Source organism: Methylobacterium sp. GC_Met_2, assembly GCF_026540795.1.
Taxonomy (GTDB): domain Bacteria; phylum Pseudomonadota; class Alphaproteobacteria; order Rhizobiales; family Beijerinckiaceae; genus Methylobacterium.
Map to the genome: position 1 here is coordinate 1 of NZ_JALNUM010000056.1, position 21,532 is coordinate 21,532.

The 21,532-nt window shown below is 67.9% G+C and carries 19 protein-coding genes and 1 pseudogene; 5 read left to right on the plus strand and 15 right to left on the minus strand.

The features are described 5' to 3' along the window. The 3 genes and pseudogenes from OXS49_RS18680 to OXS49_RS18690 all read right to left on the minus strand — a co-directional run. A pseudogene (locus OXS49_RS18680) lies at positions 1-1,231 on the minus strand (calcium-binding protein); the annotation flags it as partial. Between the two features lie 428 nt (positions 1,232-1,659). Next, positions 1,660-2,163: a hypothetical protein gene (locus OXS49_RS18685; protein ID WP_267426148.1), complete on the minus strand. Its 504-nt coding sequence runs from the start codon at positions 2,161-2,163 to the stop codon at positions 1,660-1,662. Between the two features lie 312 nt (positions 2,164-2,475). Further along, complete coding sequence (locus tag OXS49_RS18690) at positions 2,476-3,462, minus strand: NAD(P)H-binding protein (protein WP_267426084.1); 987 nt, start codon at positions 3,460-3,462, stop codon at positions 2,476-2,478. A 1,048-nt stretch (positions 3,463-4,510) separates the two neighbouring features. On the opposite strand from OXS49_RS18690, the gene OXS49_RS18695 reads away from it, so the two are divergent. Then, positions 4,511-5,446: a site-specific integrase gene (locus OXS49_RS18695; RefSeq protein ID WP_243999443.1), complete on the plus strand. Its 936-nt coding sequence runs from the start codon at positions 4,511-4,513 to the stop codon at positions 5,444-5,446. Between the two features lie 243 nt (positions 5,447-5,689). Here OXS49_RS18695 and atzF read toward each other — a convergent pair whose 3' ends face one another. Genes atzF through OXS49_RS18720 form a run of 5 tightly spaced genes read right to left on the minus strand, consistent with a single transcriptional unit; the run spans position 5,690 to position 11,007 of the window. Further along, entirely contained in the window at positions 5,690-7,501 is a 1,812-nt protein-coding gene (gene atzF, locus OXS49_RS18700; RefSeq protein ID WP_267426085.1) for an allophanate hydrolase, read from the minus strand. A 15-nt stretch (positions 7,502-7,516) separates the two neighbouring features. Next, a complete protein-coding gene (locus OXS49_RS18705; RefSeq protein WP_267426086.1) occupies positions 7,517-8,431 on the minus strand; it encodes a polysaccharide deacetylase family protein in 915 nt (304 codons plus the stop codon). Next, positions 8,431-9,213: an ABC transporter ATP-binding protein gene (locus OXS49_RS18710; RefSeq protein WP_243999449.1), complete on the minus strand. Its 783-nt coding sequence runs from the start codon at positions 9,211-9,213 to the stop codon at positions 8,431-8,433. The genes OXS49_RS18705 and OXS49_RS18710 overlap by 1 nt, the downstream gene beginning before the upstream one ends. Next, positions 9,206-10,060, minus strand: coding sequence for an ABC transporter permease (locus OXS49_RS18715; RefSeq protein ID WP_243999451.1), 855 nt, complete (start codon positions 10,058-10,060; stop codon positions 9,206-9,208). Before OXS49_RS18715 ends, OXS49_RS18710 begins: the two co-directional genes overlap by 8 nt. Further along, a complete protein-coding gene (locus tag OXS49_RS18720; protein ID WP_267426087.1) occupies positions 10,057-11,007 on the minus strand; it encodes an NrtA/SsuA/CpmA family ABC transporter substrate-binding protein in 951 nt (316 codons plus the stop codon). Before OXS49_RS18720 ends, OXS49_RS18715 begins: the two co-directional genes overlap by 4 nt. Positions 11,008-11,124: 117 nt before the next feature. Between OXS49_RS18720 and OXS49_RS18725 the strand changes: the two genes are divergently transcribed. From OXS49_RS18725 to OXS49_RS18735, 3 genes are all read left to right on the plus strand, one after another. Beyond that, entirely contained in the window at positions 11,125-12,021 is an 897-nt protein-coding gene (locus tag OXS49_RS18725) for a LysR family transcriptional regulator (protein ID WP_267426088.1), read from the plus strand. Positions 12,022-12,324: 303 nt separating this feature from the next. Further along, complete coding sequence (locus OXS49_RS18730) at positions 12,325-13,170, plus strand: trypsin-like serine protease (RefSeq protein ID WP_267426090.1); 846 nt, start codon at positions 12,325-12,327, stop codon at positions 13,168-13,170. Beyond that, a complete protein-coding gene (locus tag OXS49_RS18735) occupies positions 13,167-13,895 on the plus strand; it encodes an SDR family NAD(P)-dependent oxidoreductase (protein WP_267426092.1) in 729 nt (242 codons plus the stop codon). Before OXS49_RS18730 ends, OXS49_RS18735 begins: the two co-directional genes overlap by 4 nt. 24 nt (positions 13,896-13,919) lie before the next feature. On the opposite strand, the gene OXS49_RS18740 is transcribed toward OXS49_RS18735, so the two are convergent. The 6 genes from OXS49_RS18740 to OXS49_RS18765 are packed head-to-tail and all read right to left on the minus strand — an operon-like array spanning position 13,920 to position 19,806. Next, positions 13,920-15,260, minus strand: coding sequence for an LLM class flavin-dependent oxidoreductase (locus OXS49_RS18740; RefSeq protein ID WP_243999461.1), 1,341 nt, complete (start codon positions 15,258-15,260; stop codon positions 13,920-13,922). 8 nt (positions 15,261-15,268) lie between these two features. Continuing rightward, complete coding sequence (locus OXS49_RS18745) at positions 15,269-16,594, minus strand: MmgE/PrpD family protein (RefSeq protein WP_267426095.1); 1,326 nt, start codon at positions 16,592-16,594, stop codon at positions 15,269-15,271. After that, on the minus strand, positions 16,594-17,388 hold the full coding sequence (locus OXS49_RS18750; RefSeq protein WP_267426142.1) for an amino acid ABC transporter ATP-binding protein: 795 nt from the start codon (positions 17,386-17,388) through the stop codon (positions 16,594-16,596). The genes OXS49_RS18745 and OXS49_RS18750 overlap by 1 nt, the downstream gene beginning before the upstream one ends. Positions 17,389-17,415: 27 nt before the next feature. Further along, positions 17,416-18,162 carry an amino acid ABC transporter permease gene (locus OXS49_RS18755; RefSeq protein WP_267426143.1) on the minus strand — a complete coding sequence of 249 codons (747 nt, stop codon included), beginning with the start codon at positions 18,160-18,162 and terminating at the stop codon, positions 17,416-17,418. A 26-nt stretch (positions 18,163-18,188) separates the two neighbouring features. Next, positions 18,189-18,932, minus strand: a complete 744-nt coding sequence (locus OXS49_RS18760) for an amino acid ABC transporter permease (RefSeq protein WP_267426096.1) — start codon at positions 18,930-18,932, stop codon at positions 18,189-18,191. A 16-nt stretch (positions 18,933-18,948) separates the two neighbouring features. Then, entirely contained in the window at positions 18,949-19,806 is an 858-nt protein-coding gene (locus OXS49_RS18765) for a transporter substrate-binding domain-containing protein (RefSeq protein WP_267426097.1), read from the minus strand. A 228-nt stretch (positions 19,807-20,034) separates the two neighbouring features. Between OXS49_RS18765 and OXS49_RS18770 the strand changes: the two genes are divergently transcribed. Next, complete coding sequence (locus OXS49_RS18770; RefSeq protein ID WP_267426098.1) at positions 20,035-20,769, plus strand: aspartate/glutamate racemase family protein; 735 nt, start codon at positions 20,035-20,037, stop codon at positions 20,767-20,769. A 10-nt stretch (positions 20,770-20,779) separates the two neighbouring features. On the opposite strand, the gene OXS49_RS18775 is transcribed toward OXS49_RS18770, so the two are convergent. Then, positions 20,780-21,529 carry an aspartate/glutamate racemase family protein gene (locus OXS49_RS18775; RefSeq protein ID WP_267426100.1) on the minus strand — a complete coding sequence of 250 codons (750 nt, stop codon included), beginning with the start codon at positions 21,527-21,529 and terminating at the stop codon, positions 20,780-20,782. Positions 21,530-21,532 lie beyond the last annotated feature (3 nt).

Consider the following 21,532-nt stretch of genomic DNA (forward strand, 5'->3'; position numbering starts at 1 on the left):
CGCCGGAGCCGGCGTTTGACGCGCCCGTGCTGGATGCAGCGACACCGGATACTTGAATGATGAATGGATGGTCGGCCATCGACAAAGAAACGCTGGACACGTTGTGCAGGGTCTGCACCGGTGTCGCGCCACTGACCGGATCGAAGATCTGGATTGTTGAAAATACCTGATCTAACTGTATTGTAATCGGACTTGACGCCGTCTGTATTGGTCGGTGTGTCTGTTCATTCCAGACATCAGGCTCATTCCAAAGTACAATCTGATACGAACTGTCGGATTTTTGCGTTAGAAGACTGTAGGCCGAACTTGGCATTCCACTCAACGAATAGACAAGTCCCCCCGGGCTGAAATGAGATGCATCAGAGCCCGGATCGCTCAGGATTGACGTCAGATTGTGGAGCGCCGTTGCGGCCGGCTTCGGTGTATTGTCGAGGTGGAAAAGACCAAAGTGATCCTCTATATTCGTGTTTTGTGGATCCGAATAGGCGTCAAGCAATTGATATAGATAAATTTTATTTGAACCCAGTTGAGCGGCATCCAGAACGCTATTCACGATCAGCTTTGCTTGGGTAGCCTCATCGACGCCTTCCCAGTTGCTGGCTACCCCTGCCGTGATCGAGGTCTGATAACCGAGCTCTGTAATTGCAATCGGCTCGCCAGGATCGACCGCAACCACATCGGCATCACCGCCGCTAATATCACCTCGAGGCTGGCCGCCAAATTTATTGTAAAGGTGTATATTATTATAATCCGATTCAGTTTTGGATATTGGGAAATCAGTGAAACTAAGTACCGGTATATTCTTGAGGATGGGATCGGCCTTCACAGCAGCATAGAGATCCTGCTGATAGGCTTGCGCAGCTGCAGTCCCGGTAAGACCATGATATGTCACCGGGAAGTTGTTCACCTCATTCGGTCCCTCGATCGCGGTCACCGATCCTGGATGAGCGACGACAAACGCGTGGATCTGTTTGACGGCATCCACGGGATTGACCGAGCCCTGAACGAGGAAGTCAAACTTCATTCCAGCCTGCGCTGCGGCGGCAAGATTATCCTGACCCGCCAAAGTTGGGTTCGGTGCGGCGTCCCGAAGATTTGTAAGACCAAGGTACTGAAGGTCATTTAGATCTTGAGTAATATTGGCATACTGCCCATCGGTATAGTTTATGTGCGAGTTGATACCGATTTTGCCGATAACGTCAGCGACCCGCACTGCAGATTGAGCATTCATCGGTCTCTTCCGTATCCGGCGATCGAGTTACGCCAATATGGCACGCGATGAGACCACCATGGTCCCATACCGCTGTCAGTTCGATGGCGTTCACACGAAGCGCATATCACCGGCGGCCATGAAGACGCGTCCGAGGCCGGCTGCGAACGCAGCAACGCTATCTGTCGCCCAATCAACTTCCGAACACACTAACTGCACCAGATCACCCTGACTCATTCCGCTCTAATCTGCAAGATCGGGCTCGGGAAGCACGTATATCCGAACGCTACGTCCATCAATCCAACCATCGTCACCGTTGAGCCACCTACGATCAAAATAATCGGCACAGATGACGCCATATAACATATAATATTACCCGTAATAACACTGATCCACTCCGAACATTGTATAAGCTGTTCGCCACATTCAGACAAATCTGAACCGAGACTTCAGACTTCAATCCAAATATCCAAAATATATATTCGTCGGTGACCGATAGAAAATCCGATCAAGCCGGATTGAATATGACTCATGCTTCGAATGGCTCCACCCGATACTTGGTTGGCGCTCTCATTCGATCCGCTCGGAACAGGCGTGTAAGCCCCGAGCGTGGATAGGGATTGGTTAATAATTTCTTTACACCAGCAGATCAGAGCTGTTACGTGAGTGATCAGACCCACAAACCAGAGCCGTGCCCGGGGCATGGGGATGGAGTTGCGGTTGCGGCGTTGGGTGGCGACGGGGCCAGCGACGCCTTCATCGTTGCGGGTCGATCTGCGCGAGCGCGGCGTGGTGGCCGTGGTGGCGATCGCATCCTTTCGTAGAGCGGCGGCCTGGTTCGGCGTGAGTGTATTGAGCGTCGACGCGATTGGCGCAGTCAGGCCCGAATGACCGTCGCCTGATTGCATCGGCAACGGCTCCGCTTCGGCGAAGCTGTTGTGCCATTGGGGCATGTCGGCGTTCGGGAATCGCTTGTTCGAGCCGCGACGACTGGGTTGGGTCGGTACGAGGCCGTCCGCTTTTCCGGTCGGCCTGCTCAAACGCAGCCATTCCGCACACGGCCACTTCCAGTCTTTCGCGTCTAATCAGATCTCCAACGGACTGATTGTTTGACGTTCCGGCGACGAGCCAAAACCGGTTATCGATATAGCTAAGGGGCATAGGCTTTCGTTACGGAGATGCCTTCCGATGAGGGCCACCGTTTTTCTTCATGGTCGGATCGAAGCTTCGCCACGTCAGCTCGCCTTATTCGGCTCCCTGCATGCTCAGAACACCGCATGGTCGCCACGCTCGGCAACCGCCTCGCCGCGGATCACGCGGGCATAATAGTCGAACAGCGTCTCCGACCCCGTCGAAGGGGTGGCCTGCGCATCGTATCGTCCGGTCGCCGGATCCAGTACGAGCATCGACTCGGTCGCGTAGTAGCGTGCGATCCGCGCGAGTTCGGCTTTGGCAGCCAGGGCTGGCATCCATCGTCCGGTCGTCGCCAGGATGGCGATGATCACATCCAGCAGCACGACCGGGACGTGCTTGAAGCGCGGTTGACGCCCCAATAGGGCGAACAGCCGCTCGCCCTGCGCCTTCGGTGTGATCGCTTCGCCTGGTCCACCGATCGGCAACACGCGATTGCGTCTCTCATCGTGGTCGAGGCAGTCAGCGAGGTAGCGGCCGAGGTCATCATCACTGATTGGCTTGCAGGCCGTCAGCGTCCCATCCCCGAAAATCAGGAAGGGCTTGCCACGTCTCACGCGATCGATCTGCCCGGAAAGCGATTTGAAGAAGGCGGTTGGCCGAACGATCGTGTAGGCGAGCCCCGAGGCGATCAACGCCGCTTCGAAGGCAAGCTTGGCATGCTGAAAGGCCAGGATCGGCTTCTGGACGCAGATCGCCGAGAGGAGCACGACGTGCGTGACGCCGGCTGCCCGGCTGACATTGAGGGCGTTGACATGCGCCCTGTAATCGACCGCCCAAGCGTCATCGGGTAATCCGGTGCGCGAGGCGAGGCACGACACCAGGACGTCGAACGGTTCGCCGCGGATACCGTCGCGCGTCACCGACGACGGGTCGGCCAGGCTCACGATCCGCTCGGTCGCGCCAACCGGGATAGCGAAGTCGGCAGGGCGCCTGACCAGGCAGACGACCTGATGGCCGTGTGACACCAGCGCCCGAACGGTCGCCCGCCCGATCGTACCGGTTGCCCCTAGAAACAGGACGCGGCGCGGTCCCGCGCCGACCTGCCTGCCCATGGTCATGATCGCTTCATCCCGACGCTCAGCCACCCGATATCTACTGCCGTAAGAGAGATGCCCAAACGGCAGCAAACCGGTGTCGATGTGCCATCCACCCGTATGGCTACCGGGTCGGGCGGTTCAGCAACCGAGACCTGAGATCTACAGGTTTTGCGCTGGTTTGTTGCCGACCCGCTCAACATCGCGCACCGCAATCGCCACCGCGAGCGCTTGCGGATCTCATTCCCCGGCAGCAATCCAGACGCTGACCCTAACCGGCTGACTGCATGGCTCGCTGCGCAGGGGCTACCCGTTCGTATCGGTACCTACTTCGGTCGCGAGTTCAACCTGGACGTGCCGTCGTCGTTCGTTGTCGCTGCGATGCTGCCAAACTCGCCGCTTACGATCTCCCGCTACGATGATCGCCGGTCCTGTGTGGTAGGCGCGATGCGCCTCCGAGCGTCAGAGGCGATGCGAGTGGAAAGTATCAAGGCCCCTCTCATGGTGCGGCTGTAATCGTGCTCTGCCGAACAGGCGGACGACATGCACCGCGTAGAACCGACCCGAAGTTAACGACCAACATCACCACTTCAAGAATCTGCTCTGCGGCCTGACGCAGACGCGTCACGGGTGGTCATTACGCGAGCATGTCGTGTCGCTTTTTGCGGGCTTGAACCACCTCGTCTTATGGCGGTCGGCTCGAACGCGCGTTTGCTTGGCCCGGGCAACGGTAACGTCAGCCGCTGAGAGCCTGTTTGAGATCCTTAGCCGTCCGTCCGCATCTGTTTCGTGCGCAAACACAGATCGCGCAAACCGCCGCATATTGCGAGCCATGCTCGCCTCGGTCGTCGAGCGCCATCCGGACCACCCACTCGGGGGCCTCCGGCGAAACGGGTTTGCTTCGCTTGATCATGGCCCCATCCTCACACGCGTTGGAGCCGCCGGGAAACTCGGTGCGGTTCACCGCCGCGCCGGTCTCCGCGCGTAAGGATTTCTTCGCTGCGGCCAACGTCTGATAACGCTTCCTTATCAGACGTAGCGCTACGCTCAGGCTGGATCGAAGGAGAGAGCTATGACGCTGCCCGCCACGCTCGCCGCACAAGCCCGCGCATTTGCCGATCAGGCGCTCTCCGAAAATTCCCGTCGGGCCTATCGCGCCGACTGGCAGCACTACACGGCGTGGTGCCGCGGCCACGGGATCGAGCCGCTGCCCGCAGGCCCCGAGCAGGTCGCGAGCTATCTCACCTCGATGGCCGAGACCCATAAGCGCGCCACGATCGAGCGCAGGCTCGTCACGATTGGTCAAGCCCACAAGCTCCAGGGTCTTCCGTGGATCCCGGCGCATCCCGCGGTCCGGGCGGCTCTGCGCGGCATGTTCCGGCGGTACGGCAGGCCGAAGAAGCAGGCCGCGGCGTTCGGCGTGCCGGAAACCCTCCAGATCGTCTCAGCCTGCGAGGGCACGGTGGCGGCTTTGCGCGACCGGGCGCTGTTCCTCATGAGCTTCGCCGGCGCGTTCCGGCGCTCCGAAGTCGCGCGAATCCGCTTCGAGGATCTCGGTTTCCGCGACGGCGCAGTCGATGTGTTCCTGCCGCAATCCAAGGGCGATCAGGAGGGCGAGGGCACGATCGTGACTGTCCTGGCCGGCGCGCACATCGCGACGTGCCCCGTTGCCGCGCTTCGGCGCTGGCTGCAGGCCGCCCCGACCCAGGGCTACGTCTTCCGGGCCGTCCGAGCCGATGGGACCGTGATGGATGACGGGCTTCATCCCGACTCGATCGGCCGCATCGTCCAGAAGCGCGCCGCGGAGGCCGGCCTCGTCGCCGGGCCGCGCGAGCGGATTTCGGCGCACGGGTTCCGCGCGGGCTTCATCACCGAGGCCTACAAGCGTGGATCGCGCGACGAGGAGATCATGAGCCACTCGCGCCATCGCGATCTCAAGACGATGCGCGGCTATGTCCGCCGCGCGAAGCTTTCGGATGCGCATCCGGGTCGGAACATCGGGCTCTGAGCGCTTTTCTCAAAGCTGTTTGTCGCTTTTTCGACCAATATCTGTGGGTCCCCAAAGATTTCAACAGATGATCCGGCGGGCCCGAAACACGCTCAAGTCCGCCTGAACACGTCACGCCGATCCCGGGCGATCATACGGCCGCGGCGACGCCTCGTGCGGTGACGCTGCCCGACGAAGACGATAGCCAGGCGACGTGCGGGTCCGATCCGAGGCTCGAAAAAATTCTCAGCGGCGCAAGATCGGTTACGCCGCGGAACGGCTGGCGACGTAGGGGCGCCAGCCACCGAACTGCGTGATGTCGACCGCACCGGTGACCCCCGCTGACTCCACCAGAAAACCCTTTGGCGCGGATCCGTCGGCGAGGCGCAGGGTGCCGATCGCGAGCGGTTCCGGGATGGCGGCCACGAAGGCCCCGAAGGCGGCTGGCGGCAGGGCCCAGACCTCCGTCTCGATCGCCCCCCCTTCGTCGCCGGCCACCCGGAGCAGTCCGGGTCGATGCGGCGGCCCGCCGGGTAGGGCGTAGAGGCGGTATTCCGGTCGGGTCGCCACGGTCCGCAGGTACCGGGCGCCGTGCGCGGCAAGTTCGTGGTTCAGCGGCAGGCCCGACAGATGCGCCCCAACGACCGCCAGCTCGATCTCGCCTGGCCGCGCCCGGACCGGCCCTGGGTCCGCGTCCGGAACCGGCGACTCCCCCGCGCCGATCCTGCCGGCAGACGCCGCGTGAAGGCGCGCACCCAGAGCGGCGAGGAGCCCGTCGGACCCGCGCGGCGCCAGCAGGGTGATCCCGGAGGGAAAACCGTCGGTGCGGGGCCGCCCCGGGACCGCGAGGGCACACCAGTCGAGCAGGTTGACGAAGTTGGTGTAGGTTCCGAGCTCGCTGTTGGGGCCGATCGGATCGGCGACCAAAGCAGCGCAGGTCTGCGGACGCGGATAGGTCGGCACCGCGAGCAGGTCGACGCGCTCCCAGATCGCGTCCGCGTCCCGGCGCAGCTCCGCAAGGCGGTAAAGGCCCCCGAAGGCGTCGGCGGCGCTGCAGCGCTCGGCGGCGGCGATCACGGCCCGCGTCGTCGAATGCAGGATCTCGGGGCGCGTCTCCATGATCGGTCGGATCGCCGCGTAGCGCTCGGCGACCCAGGGCCCGTCGTAAAGCAGGGCCGCGACGGCAAACATCGGCGCGAAATCAACTGGCGCGGCCGCCTCAGCGAGTGTTTCGAGATCAGCAATCGCCGCCGCGAAGGCCGCCTCCGAGAGGCCGTCGCCGCCGAAACGGAGGCTCGCCGCGTCCGGCAATCCGAGGCGCAGGCCCGGCGGGAGGCCGGCGGGCGCGGGCGGGACCGGCAAGGCCCGCGACCAGGGATCGGCGCTGTCGAAGCCCAGCATGGCCCGGAAGGCCGCATCGGCGTCGGCGACGGTGCCGGCAAAGACGGAGAGCGTGTCGAGGGTTCGGCAGGCCGGCAGCATCCCGCGGCTGGAGACCGCCCCGAGGGACGGCTTCAGCCCGACGATATTGTTGAGCGCCGCCGGCACCCGGCCAGAGCCCGCCGTGTCGGTCCCAAGCGCGAAGGTAACGATTCCGTGGGCCACCGCGACGGCCGAGCCGCTGCTGGAGCCGCCGGGCACGTAGGCTGGATCGATGGCGTTGCGCGGCGCCGGATAGGGCGTGCGCACGCCGACGAGACCGGTGGCGAACTGGTCGAGGTTGGTCTTGCCGATCAGGATCGCCCCGGCGGCCAGGAGCTGCCCCACCGCGGGCGCCGTCTCGGTCGGCGTATAGGCGAAGTCCGGACAGGCGGCGGTGGTCGGCAGGCCGGCCACGTCGATGTTGTCCTTGACGGCGAAGAGCACGCCCCAGAGCGGCATCGCCGCCGGGTCGAAGGGCGGGAGCGCTGCCGCGGCAGCCTGCGCCTCAGCCTCCGGTACCAGGGCGAGGAAGATGCCGGGATCGTCCACCGCGGCGAGCCGGCGGTAAGCCTCGGCAACGACGGTGCGCGGGTCCTGGCCCGCGGCATAGGCCGCGTGCAGCGCGGGGATCGTCGGGAAGGGAGGCACGGTCAATCCTCGCATCGAGGCTCAGGCTTCGTCGCCGGTGGCGCGATACCAGTCGAGGATCTCAGTCCCCTGCATGAAGACCACGTCGCTGCGCGCCAGGATGGCGTCGAGCAGCCGCTCCAGCAGGCCGATGCGGTGCGGGACGCCGGTGATGTAGGGGTGGATCGCAAAGCCCATCACCTTGGCGCCGCCCAGCGGGCCGGGACCCGCGGCCTCGGCGGCGAGGCGGTCGAGGTTGGCAAGCGCCCGCTCGACGAACTCGTCGGCCCTGTGGTGCTGGATGGCGAGCAACGGGATGTCGTTCAGCTCGACCGAGTAGGGGAGGGTGACGAGGTCGCCCGTCCGCGTCGATACCCGGCACGGGCGGTCGTCGACCACGAAGTCGCCGACGTATTCGATGCCGGCCGCGTGCAGGTGGTCGGGCGTATCGAGCGTCTCGGTGAGGCCGGGCCCCAGCCAGCCGCGCGGCGGACGCCCCGTGAGTTCGGTGATCGCCGCGACGGTGCGAGCGATCATCTCGGGTTGGTCTTCGACCCGGTGGGTGGGGACTTGGTGGAAACCGTGGGCCATGAACTCCCAGCCGGCTGCGTGGGCGGCTTCGGCGATGCGGGGATAGGCCGTGCAGACCGAGCCGTTGATCGACAGGGTCGGGCGGATCCCGCGGCTCTCGAACGCCTCGAGAAAGCGCCAGAAGCCGACCCGCATCCCGTACTCGTGCCACGCCCAATTCGGGAGGTCGGGTAGCAGGCTTGCGGCGGTCGGCGGCACCAGGATCTGGCGCGGCATCGGATGGTCGATCAGCCAGTGCTCGACATTGACCACGGGCCAGACGGCGACGTGCTTGCCCCCGGGCAAGGTGTGCCGGGGCCGGTCGATGGCGGCGCGGTAGGCGAGGCGGTTCTCGGGCCGGCGGGGATCGTCGGGGGCCATGTCCATCAGGCGGCCGCCCGCGGGGCGTGGTGGCTGTGGAGCTGGGCCGCCAACATCCGGCGCAGGTCGTTGAAGGCCGGGCTCGACACGTCGCGCCGCCGCACCAGCTCGACCGGATGGATCGTCTCAATCCGGCCGGGGCCGGGCGACATCATCACGATGCGATCGGCCAAAAAAATCGCCTCCTCGATCGCGTGCGTGACGAACAAGATCGTCAGACCCGTCCGCGACCAGAGGTCGAGCAATTCGTCCTGCAACCGCTCGCGGGTCATGGCGTCGAGCGCCCCGAAGGGCTCGTCCATCAACACCACCTCGGCCTCGTTGGCGAGCACCCGGGCGATGGCGACCCGCTGCTTCATCCCGCCCGAGAGCTGGTGCGGGTAGGCCTCGGCGAAGGACTGGAGACCCACGAGGGCGATGTAGCGCTCGGCGGTGTCGCGCACCTCGGCGGCGGGCCGCCCGCGCGCCTTCGGGCCGAAGCCGATATTGTCGCGTACGGTGAGCCACGGGAACAGGCCGTAATCCTGGAAGACCATGCCGCGGCTCGGTCCCGGTCCCGCGATGGGCTTGCCCCACATCAGGGCCTCGCCGGAGGTCGGGGCTTCGAAGCCGGCGGCGACCCGCAGCAGCGTCGACTTCCCGCAGCCCGAGGCGCCGAGCAGGCAGACAAACTCGCCCCGCGATACGGTGAGGTTCGCCTCGCGCAGAGCCTCGGTCCGCCGGCCGCCGGCCACGTAGGTCTTGGAGACCGCGCGCATGTCGAGGATCGGAATCGTGGGGTCAGCCATGAGTGGGGCTCCAGGCGAGCAGCCGGCGGCCCAGCTGCATGACCAGCCAGTCCGAGACGAAGCCCGCGACCCCGATCACCGCCATGCCGCAGATCACGATCTCGGTGCGCGAGAGCTGGCGCGCCTCCATGATGATCGCGCCGAGACCGGTTTGGACCCCGGTCATCTCGCCGACCACGATCACCACCCAGGCGAAGCCGAGGCCGAGGCGCAGGCCGGTGAAGATCGACGGCAGGGCCGCCGGCAGCACCACGCGGACGAACTGCGCCGGACCGGTGCAGCCGAGCATCGCGGCCGCCTCGAACAGGCGCGGCTCCACCGAGCGCACGCCGAACACGGTGTTGACCAGGATCGGGTAGAACGCCCCGAGAAACACGAGGAAGAAGGCCGAGCGGGGTCCCAGGCCGAACAGGATCATGGCGAGCGGCAGCCACGCGGTCACCGGTACGGGTCGCAGCACCTGCAGGACCGGATCGAGCAACGCCCGGATCAGCGGAACGCGGCCGATCAGCAGGCCGAGCGGCAGGGCGGCGGCGGCGGCCAGCGCGAAGCCGCCGTAGACGCGGCTCAGCGAGGCCGCAAGATGGGTCCAGAGCGTGCCGCTGAACGCGTCGTCGTTGATGCCGCCGAATGCGAGGTCCTGCAATTCCGCCCAGACGTCCGCCGGCGGCGGGATCAGGCTGTAGGGCCGGCCCGCGGTGGTGACCTGCCAGAGCGCGAGCAGCAGAGCCGGCACCACGCAGGCCAGGGCCAGCCGGCGCAGGCCGGCGAATCGGAGGCCGCCCCGTCGCGGGGCGGAGGCCGGCGCCGCCGCCGGCAGCGCGCCGGCCTCGATCCCGGTGCTCACGCCCGCCCCATCGCGTCGACGAAGCGGGTGTCGATGAAGCCGGGCTCGGGCAGCCGCTTGATCTGCTTGAGCGCCAGCATGTGCTGCGCGTAGGCGTGCGCCTGCCGGACCTCGTCCGGCCCGAGGCGCCAGGTCAGCTCGACGTTCGGGGCCGACAGTTCCAGCGCATCGCGCTTCTGGCCGAGCTTGGCCACCGCCATGGCGATCATCGCGTTGCGGTCGCCGGCCGCGAAGTCGGTGGCCTTGCGGTGAATCTCCAGCATGGTCCGGACGAGGTCCGGCCGCTCGGCCAGCGTGTCGCGGTGGGCGCCGAACACCATGTTGAGGGCGCCCATCTCGGTGCCGTAGGGGTACTCGACGAGCTGGCCGACGCCCGAGGCGAGGCTGACGCCGGGCCCCGGCTCGGCGCCGACATAGGCGTCGACATCGCCGCGGGCGAGCGCGATGTGCATCTCCGAGAAGGAGATCCGCACCGGCGTGATGTCCCTCACGGACAGCCCCTCCATGCGCATCCGCTCCAGGACGAACACCTCCTGGGTGCTGCCGGGCCAGATCGCGACCCGCTTGCCGCGCAGGTCCTTGATGGCGTGGATGTCGGAACCCTTCTTGGCGATCACCGCCATGCCGCGGTTGCAGGTGGAGGCGATCACCACGAGCGGCTCGCCGGCGGCGGCGCCCAGCGTGGCGGCGGCGATGCCGAAGGTTCCGAAATCCACCGACTTGGTGACCACCGCGTTCTTGCACTCGGTCGGGCTCTCGAACGGCACCACCTCGACGGTCACGCCCGCGGGGGTGAAGCGCTCGTAGAAGCTCGGCGCGATCGAGTGGATCAGTTTGAGGGAGCCCATTCGGATCGTGACGGGCGCTCCCTGTGCATTGGCCCGCGACAGTGGACCGAGGGCGAGGCCGGCCCCGAGACCGGCCAGGAGGGTACGGCGTCGGATCATCGAACGGCTCCTGCAAGGTCCTGAAGCCGCAACGCTAGGTGCACCCCCTGTTGCAAGGAAGTGCTATTTTCTGAGTGTATTGTTGCCTTCTCGGCAACGGGGGCGCACGATGAGGGCGTGAGGCATCTGCGCACCGTCACCTACGTCGCCGAGGTCGCCCGGGCCGGCTCGATCCGGCGCGCCGCGGAGCGGCTGAACCTGACGCCCTCGGCGTTGACGCGGCAGATCCAGGATCTCGAATACGAGCTCGGCACGCCGATCTTCGAGCGTCTGCCGCAGGGCATGCGGCTCAATGCAGCCGGCGAACTCTTCGCGCGGCACATCCGCGACCAAGCCGCGGACCTCGACCGCGTGCGCTCGCAGATCGCCGATCTGTCGGGGGTGCGCCGGGGTCACGTGTCGCTCGCCTGCAGCCAGGCTTTCGTCACGCAGGTGGTGCCCGAGGAGGTCGAGGCCTACCGGGCCCGGTTTCCCCAGGTCGGCTTCATGGTCCAGGTCCGCGACCATGCGCAGGCCGTGACGGCCCTGGCGGCGTTCGAGGCCGATCTCGCCCTGATCCTGCAACCGCCGCCCTCAGCGGAGCTGCATCCGCTCTTCTCCGGACACCAGATCCTCTGCGCGCTGATGCGCACAGGGCATCCGCTGGCGTCGGAGACCGGGCCGGTCCGGCTGCGCGACTGCCTCGGCCATGCCCTGGCCCTGCCCGACCACTCGCTCGCTATCCGCCATCACATCGCGCACGCGCTGGCCCGGCGTGGGGTCGAACTCCGGCCGGTCGTCGAGTCGGGGTCGCTGGAATTCCTGCGCAACCTCGTCCTGCGCGAGGATCTCGTCAGCCTGCAGATCCCGAGCGGTATTCCCCAGGATCCGCGCCTGCACAGCCGCCCGATCGACCTCCGCGACTTGACGCCGATGACCCTGGTCCTCGCGCAGTTGCGCGGGCGATCGCTCTCGGTCGCGGCGGCGAAGTTCGCCGATCAGCTTGTCGTTCGGCTCAATCGGGAACCGGTCTGACGTGGCGCACGGTCAGAGGCCGCCGCCTGCGCGATCCGCCCGAGCGGCTACAAATCCCCTGCGCCGTGCTGCGCGTGCCGACCACGCTGTTGCGGACGGCCGGCCGGGTCGCCGGCCGGCTGCCGCCCGAAGACCCATGTCACGTCTTGTCAGCCGGATGGGCTGTCGAAGTCTTGTATCCCCACCGTGCTGAGCAAGCGGGAGCGTCCTCGGTCCGGGACGATTTTGGACAAAGCACCGGCGTTGCCCCTATGTGAGCCAAGATACACGGCTCGTCCGTCGGGATCAGCGAGCGGAGCCAGTATGGGCCCGGTTTCCAGAAGCTTGGCCTGCGCGGTGCTGAGCCTTGTCGCGACATCGGCCCTGCATGCCCAATCCTTGGTCCAGCCGCTGCCGCAGGCACCGACGCCCGATCTCGATCCCCGGGTCTGGCCCCTGAGCGCCGTGGGCAAGTTGAACGTCGTGACGGGGCCTGGAAGTCGGGAATACTGCACGGCCACGCTCGTCGGACCGCGCCATGTACTCACGGCCGCCCATTGCCTCTGGGATGAGGCACGGCAGCGTTGGGTCGATGCGGCCGGCGTTCACTTCGTCGCCGGCTACGAGCAGGGACGCTACACCGCGCATTCGATCGCCAGGGCCTACACGAAACCGGACGCGTACCGGTTCGGTACGAGCCGGGAGGACCTCAGTCGCGACTGGGCCGTGGTGGAGCTGGCCGAGCCACTATCCCTGAAGCCGCTGGGCCTCAGCCAAGCCATCGGCCCGGACACCCGAGCGACGACGCTGACGGGCATCGTTCACGCGGGCTACAAATCCTACGCGAACCAGATCATCAGCGTGGAGCACGGCTGCCGAGCCCGTTACGAACCCGCCACCCTGCCGCTCCTCGATCATTTCTGCCCGGTCGTGCCGGGCGAATCCGGCTCGGCGTTGATCCTGCAGGACGGCGAGCCTGGGATCGTCGGCATCCTCGTGGCCGGTTCGCGGACAGGTACCTCGATCGCGGTGCCGGTCAGCAGCTTTCGGACAACGGTCGAGGCCGCCCTGAAGAGCGTGGTGCCGGACAGGGATGCGGCTGCGAAGCCCGCCCCAACCCGCCGATCGGAAGGCCCATCCCCTGCGGCGGTCCGGGTGCCAGCGCGATGACCATTTCGGCCTCGACCAGCGCGGTCGTGATCGGCGCGTCCGGCGGCATCGGCCAGGCCCTGGTGTCCCGGCTCGCCGTGAGCGAAGCCTATGCACCGGTCTTCGCGCTCTCCCGATCGCAGCCGCCATGCCCGCACGGCGTCCGCACCCAGGCGATCGACATCGGCGACGAGGCATCGATCGCAGCAGCTGCGGCCAAGGTCGGTGAGGCCGGACCCGTTGGCCTCATCGTCGTCGCGACCGGCATCCTGCACCGGGATGGCGTCTTGCCCGAGAAGACGTTCAAGGCGCTCGATCCCGCCACGATGGCCGCCGTCTTCGCGATCAACACGATCGGCCCCGCCCTCGTCGCCAAGCATTTCGTCCCGCTGCTGGCGCGGACGGGACGGTGCGTGTTCGCTGCGTTGTCGGCGCGGGTCGGATCGATCGAGGACAATCGGCTTGGCGGCTGGTACGCCTATCGCGCCTCGAAGGCGGCCCTGAACCAGATCCTGCGGACCCTCTCGATCGAGGTCGCCCGCAGCCGGCCGGACGCGATCGTCGTCGGCCTGCATCCGGGCACGGTCGCCTCCAACCTGTCGCGCCCCTTCCGACCGGACCCGCAGGCCGAAGGCGTCCTGCAACCCGACGAGAGCGCGGCGCATCTCCTGCGCGTGCTCGACACCCTCGACGTGAGGGATACGGGCGGCGTCTTCGCCTGGGACGGGGCGCGCGTTCCGGCTTGAAGCTGTGCCCGATCGCGGCCCGAATCAGGACCGCGAAACCGGCTCCTCAGGCCCCGGACGCGCGAGACCGAGATGGTCCCGCAGGGTCGTGCCCGCATACGCGGTCCGGAACAGGCCGCGCTCCTGCAGCAGCGGCACGACCTCGCGCACGAAGTCGTCCAGTCCTTCGGGGAAGAACGGCGGCATGACGTTGAAGCCGTCCGCCGCGCCGCCCTCGAACCACGCCTGCATGCGGTCGGCAACATCCGCGGCCGTGCCGACGATCATGTGGTGCCCGCGCCCCGCCGCCACCCGCAGGGCGAGCTGGCGGATGGTCAGACCCTCCCGGCGCGCCAGGGCGGTGAGGAGTTCGGCCCGGCTGCGCAGCTGGTCCGAGACCGGCAGGTCGGGCAGGGGGCCGTCGAGGTCGTAGGATGCGAGCGAATGGCCGAGGCGCTCTTCCAGGAGCGGCATCGCGCTGGCGATGGGGGTCCACTGGTCGAGTTCGAACAGCTTCGCGCTCGCCTCTTTGAGCGTGCGACCGATTACCGGCAGGAAGCCCGGCATGACCGCCACCGAGGCCGGATCGCGCCCGAAGCCGGCGACCCGTTGTTTGAGGCTCGCATAGAAGCTCTGCGCCTCCGCGATGTCCTGCTGGGCGGTGAAGACCACGTCGGCCCTCCGCGCCGCGAGGTCCTGCCCGGGCCCTGACGAGCCGGCCTGGATCAGGATCGGGTGTCCCTGCGGCGAGCGCGGGATGTTGAGCGGTCCCTTCACGTTGAAATAGCGACCCGCATGGTCGAGGATCCGGACCTTGGCGGGATCGGCGTAGACCCCGCGGGTCTTGTCCTTCACGAAGGCGTCGTCGTCCCAGCTGTCCCAGAGACCGCAGACCACGTCCACGAACTCCTCGGCGACCGCGTAGCGCTCGTCATGCGCCGGGTGCGCCTTGGAGAAGTTGTTGGCCGTGCGCGCGTAGGAGGTCGTGACGACGTTCCAGGCCGCCCGGCCGCCGCTGAGGTGGTCGAGCGATGCGAAGGCGCGGGCCACATGGTAGGGCTCGCCGTAGGTGGTCGAGGCGGTCGCCGCGAGGCCGATCCGCTCCGTTACCATGGCGAGCGCGCTGAGCAGCGTCAGCGGCTCGAACCGGGCGATCATGGACGGGTGGGCGTCCACCGCGCTGGTGAGCCCGTCCGCCAGGAAAACCATGTCGAACTTGGCGGCCTCGGCCGTCTGGGTGACCCGGCGCAGCAGATCGAAATTCTCGCTTCCGGCTTCTGCGTTCGGGTGGCGCCAGCCCGAGACGTGATGACCGGCCCCCTGGAGGAACAGGCCGAGATGCATCTGGCGCGGCGCGGCGTCGGGCTTGGTCCGGTCGGTCGTCATGGGGCGGCTCACGGCTGGGCGAGGTGCTGGAGGAGGCGCGCGAGGTCGCCGGGCGTGCGCATGGTGCGCACGAGATCGGGCACCGCTTGGACTGCGTCGGAGCCCGCGGTGGCGTCGCGGAACTTGGCGTCGGCGTCGTCGAGCCCGGGCAGGCCGTCGATGCGCCGTTCAGCGATGCGGCCCTGCGCATCGGCGATTTCCACCACCACGAACCGCGTGCCCGGATCGGAGGACAGGCGCGGCGCGGACGTGTCGTGCCGGCGCTCGACCCGTTCGGCGAGTGCCGCGAGGTCGGGGCGGACCGGCCTTTCGTCGAAGTGATCGAGGCGCACCGCACCGTCCACCACGGAAGCGGCCAGGATGTATTCCGGGCTGAAGCGGGCCTCGATCCCGGTGCGCGGCGTCCGGACAACCAGGGCGGCGTCACCCCCCGGAGGGAAGGTGATGGTCGCCCGCGTGAGGTTCCGGAACCCTTCGCCGTGGAAGGCGAGGCCGGCCATAGCCACCGGGTGGGCCGCGGTGCAGCACGGGAACGCCTTCAGGGTGAGGCCGGGGCGAAGGATCTGCCAGGGCGATCCCCAATCCTCCAGGACGCGCTCGGGCCGCGCCTCGCCGAATCCGTAGATCTCGAAGAAGCCGTTCGCCCCGTCGAGGTACTCGGGGGCACCGGACAGGCCAGCCTCTGCGAGCCGGGCCGCCATCAGGCCGTTGCGGGCGGCCAGCCCGGCATGGAGCGGCTTGGCGTCGAACCCGAACTGCAGGCGCAGCCCTGCGGCCTGTGTGGCACCGAGGCCGAGGGCGATCCCGGTGGTCATGGCTGAGAACCCGCGCAGATGCGCGATCGCGGCGGCGGCGCCGAAGGGCCCCAGCGTCGCGGTAGCGTGGAAGCCGCGCTCGTAATGGGCGGGACCGATGGCGCGGCCGAGATGCGCCATCGTCTCCAGGCCGACCAGATAGGCGGCGAGGAACGCGTCGGCGGAGGGCGGCGCCCCCGGATCGAGGGCCGCCAGGAGCGCCGGCACGATCACCGTGGTGGGGTGACCGCGCACGCTCGCGTGGACATCGTCGTAGTCGAGCACGTGCCCGGCATAGCCATTGAGCAAGGCGGCGAGAAGCGGTTCTGCGGGTCGTCCGGAGCCGATCACCGGGGACCGGCCGGGCGTGTCGCCCATGGCGGTACGCACGGTCGCGACGGTGCGGTCCCGGCTTCCCGCCAGGGCGCAGGCGAGAAAGTCGACCAGAGCGCGGCGCGCCGCCGCCATCGCGGCGGCATCCGCGTCCGGACGGGCGGCCACGATGGCCTCAGCCAGGGCGGCGGTGCGTGAATCCGGCATCAGATGCCCTCCCGGTCCTGCACCGCGTCGCGAAACCCCTGGAAGCCGCCGATGAACTGGCGGATGCGCAGGTTATCGGATCGGTAGAACAGCTCCGCGGGCGGCGCCTGCGCGACGATGCGGCCGTTCTCGGTGAACGCGATCGTGTCGCTGATCTCCTCGGCGAAGCGCATCTCGTGGGTGACCAGGATGCTGGTCAGCCCCTCGCGCACCAGCTCGCGGATCACGGCCAGCACCTCGCCGACCATCTCGGGATCGAGGGCCGAGGTCACCTCGTCGAACAGCACGAGTTCCGGCCGCATGGCGAGCGCCCGGGCGATGGCGACACGCTGCTGCTGGCCGCCCGAGAGCTCGCCCGGATAGGCCGAGATCTTGTCGGCCAACCGGACCCGGGCGAGCAGGTCCCGGGCGTGGCCCTCCGCCTCGGCGCGCGGCACCTTGAGGATCCGCACCGGCGCCAGGGTGATGTTCTCCAGCACCGTCAGGTGCGGGAACAGGTTGTACTGCTGGAACACCACCCCGATGCGCTTGCGCAGGGCGATCCGTTCGGCCTCGCTGCGCAGGGTATCGACGCGCACGCCCGCCACGGTGATCCGGCCGGCCTGCGGCTGCGCGAGCCCGTTGATGCAGCGCAGGATGGTGGACTTGCCCGAGCCGGACGGGCCGATGATCGAGACCGCATCGCCCTTCGCCACCGTGAGGTCGATGCCCTTCAGCACCTCGACCGCGCCGAAGGACAGGTGGACGTCCTGAAGGGCCACGAGGTTCGGCCGGTTTGCGGAATCCTGAGCCATCGAGTCGTGCGCCATCGGCTTTCGTTGTCAGCGGCGCGCGAGGCGGCGTTCGAGCCGTCGCGTCAGGCGCGAGATCGGGTAGCAGAACAGGAAGAACGCCAGCAGCACCGTCAGGTAGATCGCGATGGTGAAGTCGTCCCGCCGCACGGCGGTGCTGGCATCGGTTGCGGCGTGGAGCAACTCGTGGACGCCGACCAGCGAGGCCAGCGCCGTGCTCATGGTGATCGAGGCGTAGAGGTTCATCCAGGGCGGCAGCGCCCGGCGCAGGCACTGGGGCAGGATGATCCAGCGCAGGGTCTGTCCCCGCGACAGGCCGATGCCCTTGGCGGCGTCCCACTGCGTCGTCGGCACGGACTGGATCGCGCCGCGGGCGATCTCGGCCACGTAGGCGGCGGCCGGAATGGCGAGGCCGAGCACCGCCTTCAGCCAATCGGGGAACGGCAGGTAATGGCCGGCCACAACGATCTCGAAGGGGAAGATGTAGGTTGTAGCGAAGATCAGCACGAGGTGCGGCGCGTTGCGGAACACCTGCACGTAGGCCACGGCCGGCGCCCGCACGATCCGCGTGGCGGACAGTTCCATCGCGCCGAGTGCTACCCCGCCCAGCGTGCCCAGCGTCATGGCGAGCACGCTGATCAGGACGTTCATGGCGAAGCCCGAGGCGAGGTAGGGCAGCCAGTCGAGGAGGTCGCGCGTCAGACGCGCATCGAGGAGCCACCACAGGAGGAGGGCGCCGCAGGCGGCGGCGAGCCACGGCCAGGCCGCGCGGAGGATCCCGCGGGCGGGCAGCGCGGCGGCACTCACGCGCCATATCCCGGCACGGCGAGGCGGCGCTCCACGAGGCAACCGATCCGCGACACGGTCAGGTTGATGAGCCCGAAGAACAGCAGGATCCCGATCATCAGTTCGAGGACGTTGTCGCGCTGCGTCCAGATCATGATCGACGCGTAGGTCACTTCGCCGACCGCGATCGCGGAGCCGATCGTGGTCAGCTTCACGAGGTTGACGAGGTTGTTCACCAGAGCCGGCAAGGCCGTGCGCAACGCCAGCGGCAGCGTCACGAAGCGCAGGATCTCCAAGCTTGAAAAGCCGGTTGCCTGCGCGGCCTCGACCAGGGGCGCCGGCACGGCCTCGATACCGCCGCGCAAGGCTTCAGCGTGGAAGGCTGCGACGTGCAGACCCGTCACCGCCACTACCCAGAAGAACGGCGTGAACGGGTTGTGGGCCGCCCCGCCCAGCCCCCGGGACAGGAGCATGTTCAGGGCGAAGAACGCGAACATGAGCTGCACGAGCGTCGGCGTGTTGCGCGTCAACTCCACATAGGCCCGCACCGGCCCGGCGAGCCACGGGCGACCCGAGGTCAGGGCCGCCGCGAAGGCGATCCCGGCGGCGAGGCTCAGCGGGATCGCCAGGACGACGAGCAGCAGCGTCGTGCCCATCCCGGCGAGCCACGACCGGACCTCGGTGCCGCTCAGCAGGAAATCGTAGTGCAGGCCCACTGAACCCGCGAGGGCGATGAACCGCTGCAGAGCCGCGTCGATCATGCGGACCGCGTCCAGCTCACGGCTTGGCCTGCCCGGCGAACTTGCGCTGCTCCTCCTCGAGGAAGGTCGGATCGACCAGCCGGTTGGCCTTGGCCATGGCCAGCATGGCCCCCGAGCCGTGCAGGTCGCGCACGGCGGCGTCGAGAGCCGCCGCGGTGTCGCGCTCGCCCTTACGCAGCCAGATCACGGAATCGGCCGGATCCAGCTCGGTCGGGATGACGATGGCGTAGTCCTTCCAGTCGTCCGGGCGGTCGGCGAGCAGGAGCTTGAGCGTCGGCGCCACGTGGACCGCGACCACGCAGTTGCCGCCCTGGAGCGCCAGCATCGATTCCGGCTGGCTCGGGATCCCCTTCACCACGGCACCGTAGATGTCGGCGAGCGGCTGCGCGTAGTTCGAGCCCTGCGAGATGCAGACCGGCTTGCCCTTGAGGTCCGCCCAGTCGTGGATGCCGCTGTCCTTGCGCCCCAGCGCGGCGCCCCCGGCTCGGTCGTAGGGGGTCGGCACGTGGTCGAGGATCTTCGCGCGGTCCTCCGTGTACTGCATGTTGGCGATCAGGATATCGACCTTGCCCTGCTGCAGGAACTGCACGCGGTTGGGCGGCGTGACGGTGACGAGCTCGACCTTCACGCCGAGCTTCTCGGCCAGCGCCCGGCCGAGGTCGATGTTGAACCCCTTCTCGGCGCGGGTCTGCGGGTCGATGTATCCGAACGGGGCCCCCGACAGGATGATGCCGACCGTGAGCTTCTGCCGCCCCTTGATCCGGTCGAGGGTGGCGTCCGCACGGGCCGCATCCGCCGCCAGCAGCCCGAGGGCCGCCAGGGCCAGCGCACCGGGGCGGCACGTCGACCAAAACTTCAACACGATGCGCACCATGACGGCTCCGGTTCTCTGCGCGGGGCGGATCCCTCCATACGGGGCCTTGGGATGCGCGGAAAGCCGCGTCGGCCTCGGAGGACAGCGGGGAGGCGGGCTTCACGTCGGAGATGCTCAGGTCCGCCTTCTCGAGGGCCGCGACAATGCCGGCAGCACCGCTGCGCGGGAACGATCCTTGCCAGCCGCGATTGCCGGGCTCGCGCCGAGCCGCATCGGGGACGGGCTGGGATGATAAACAGGCGGCAGACGGCCAGGCTCGGGATGCTGACGCCGTCCTCGAACAGCGTCCTCGAACCGGCAACGGCGCGCCTGCTGGCCGGGCAGCCCGGGATCACGGCCCACTTCGCGCGCCTGCGCGTGACGCAGATCGGGCTATCGACGGCCGCGCTCGGCCAATTCGATCAGGCGCCGATGCTGGCTGCCTCGGAGCTGCTTGCGGATGCCCGGGTCGCCGCGATCCTATGGAATGGCACGGCGGGGGCTTGGCTCGGCTTCGAGAACGATATGGCCCTGTCTGCGGCGATCACGCAGCGGACCGGCCTGCCGGCATCGACTTCGGCGCTCGCCTTCCGCGACCTGTTCCGGCGGCGCGGGATTGAACGCGTCGGATTGGTGACGCCCTATACGGGGGACGTCCAGGCGCGCATCCAGGCGAACTGGCAGGCCGACGGGCTCGACTGCTCGGCCGAGCGGCACCTCGGCCTGTCGGAGAACTTCTCGTTCGCTGAGGCCGATGAGGCCGAGATCGCCGGGATGGTCCGCGCCGTGGCGGCCGAGGGTGCCGAGGCGGCCGCCATCGTGTGTACCAACCTCGCGGGCGCCGCCCTCGCGCCCGCTCTTGAAGACGAGCTCGGGATCCCGGTCTACGATTCGGTGACGGTCAGTCTGTGGAAGGCGATGGATCTCGCCGGCCTGGACACGGCAGCGATCACCGGCTGGGGCAGCGTGTTCGCGACGCCCTGAAAGGCTCGATTCAGGTGTCGTCCCGCTCGATCCAGCGCCGCAGGGCCGGTGCCAGCCCGGTCGCGGGCTTGGCCGGGGGCCGGGCGAAGCGGCCCACGCGCGGCGGACGTGCCCCAAGCCGGACCAGCGCCTGCGCCTGACCGAGGGCGGCCGCCAACGGATCGACCAACGGCACCGGCACCGTTTCGCCGATGCGTGCGGCGAGGCCGGTCAGCGGGGCGCCGGCGAGGATCACAGCGTCGGCGCCGTCCTCGGCGACGACCCGGTTGGCCAGGGCGCCGATCTCCGCCTCCAGTTCGTGCTGCACCTCCGTGACCGAGCGGAAGGCCGCCGAGACCGCCCGGACACAGGCGCAGCGCGCCGAAAGGCCCGAGAGGGCAACCGCATCCTCGTACCAGGGCAGCAAAGTGCCCGAGAAGGTCACGATGCCGAAGCGTTGACCGAGCTGGCAGGCGGTCAGCATCGCCGCCTCGGCCATGCCGACGATGGGCAGGTCGAACAGCTCCCGCGCCGCGATCAACCCAGGATCGCCGAAGGCCGCGATGACGGCGGCGTCGAAGCCCGCTTGGTGCTCCGCCAGGGCTTCCAGCACCGCGGCCCCCGCGAGCTGCGCCTCCGCGCGACTCGCGATGTAGGGCAGGCCCCGGGCGGCCGTCAGCGCTGTGAGCGTCACGTCCGGAGCAAGCGCGGCCGCGGCGGCCTGCTCCATCCGGGCCGTCATGGCGGCCGAGGTGTTCGGATTGAGGAGGAGGAGCCGCACGCC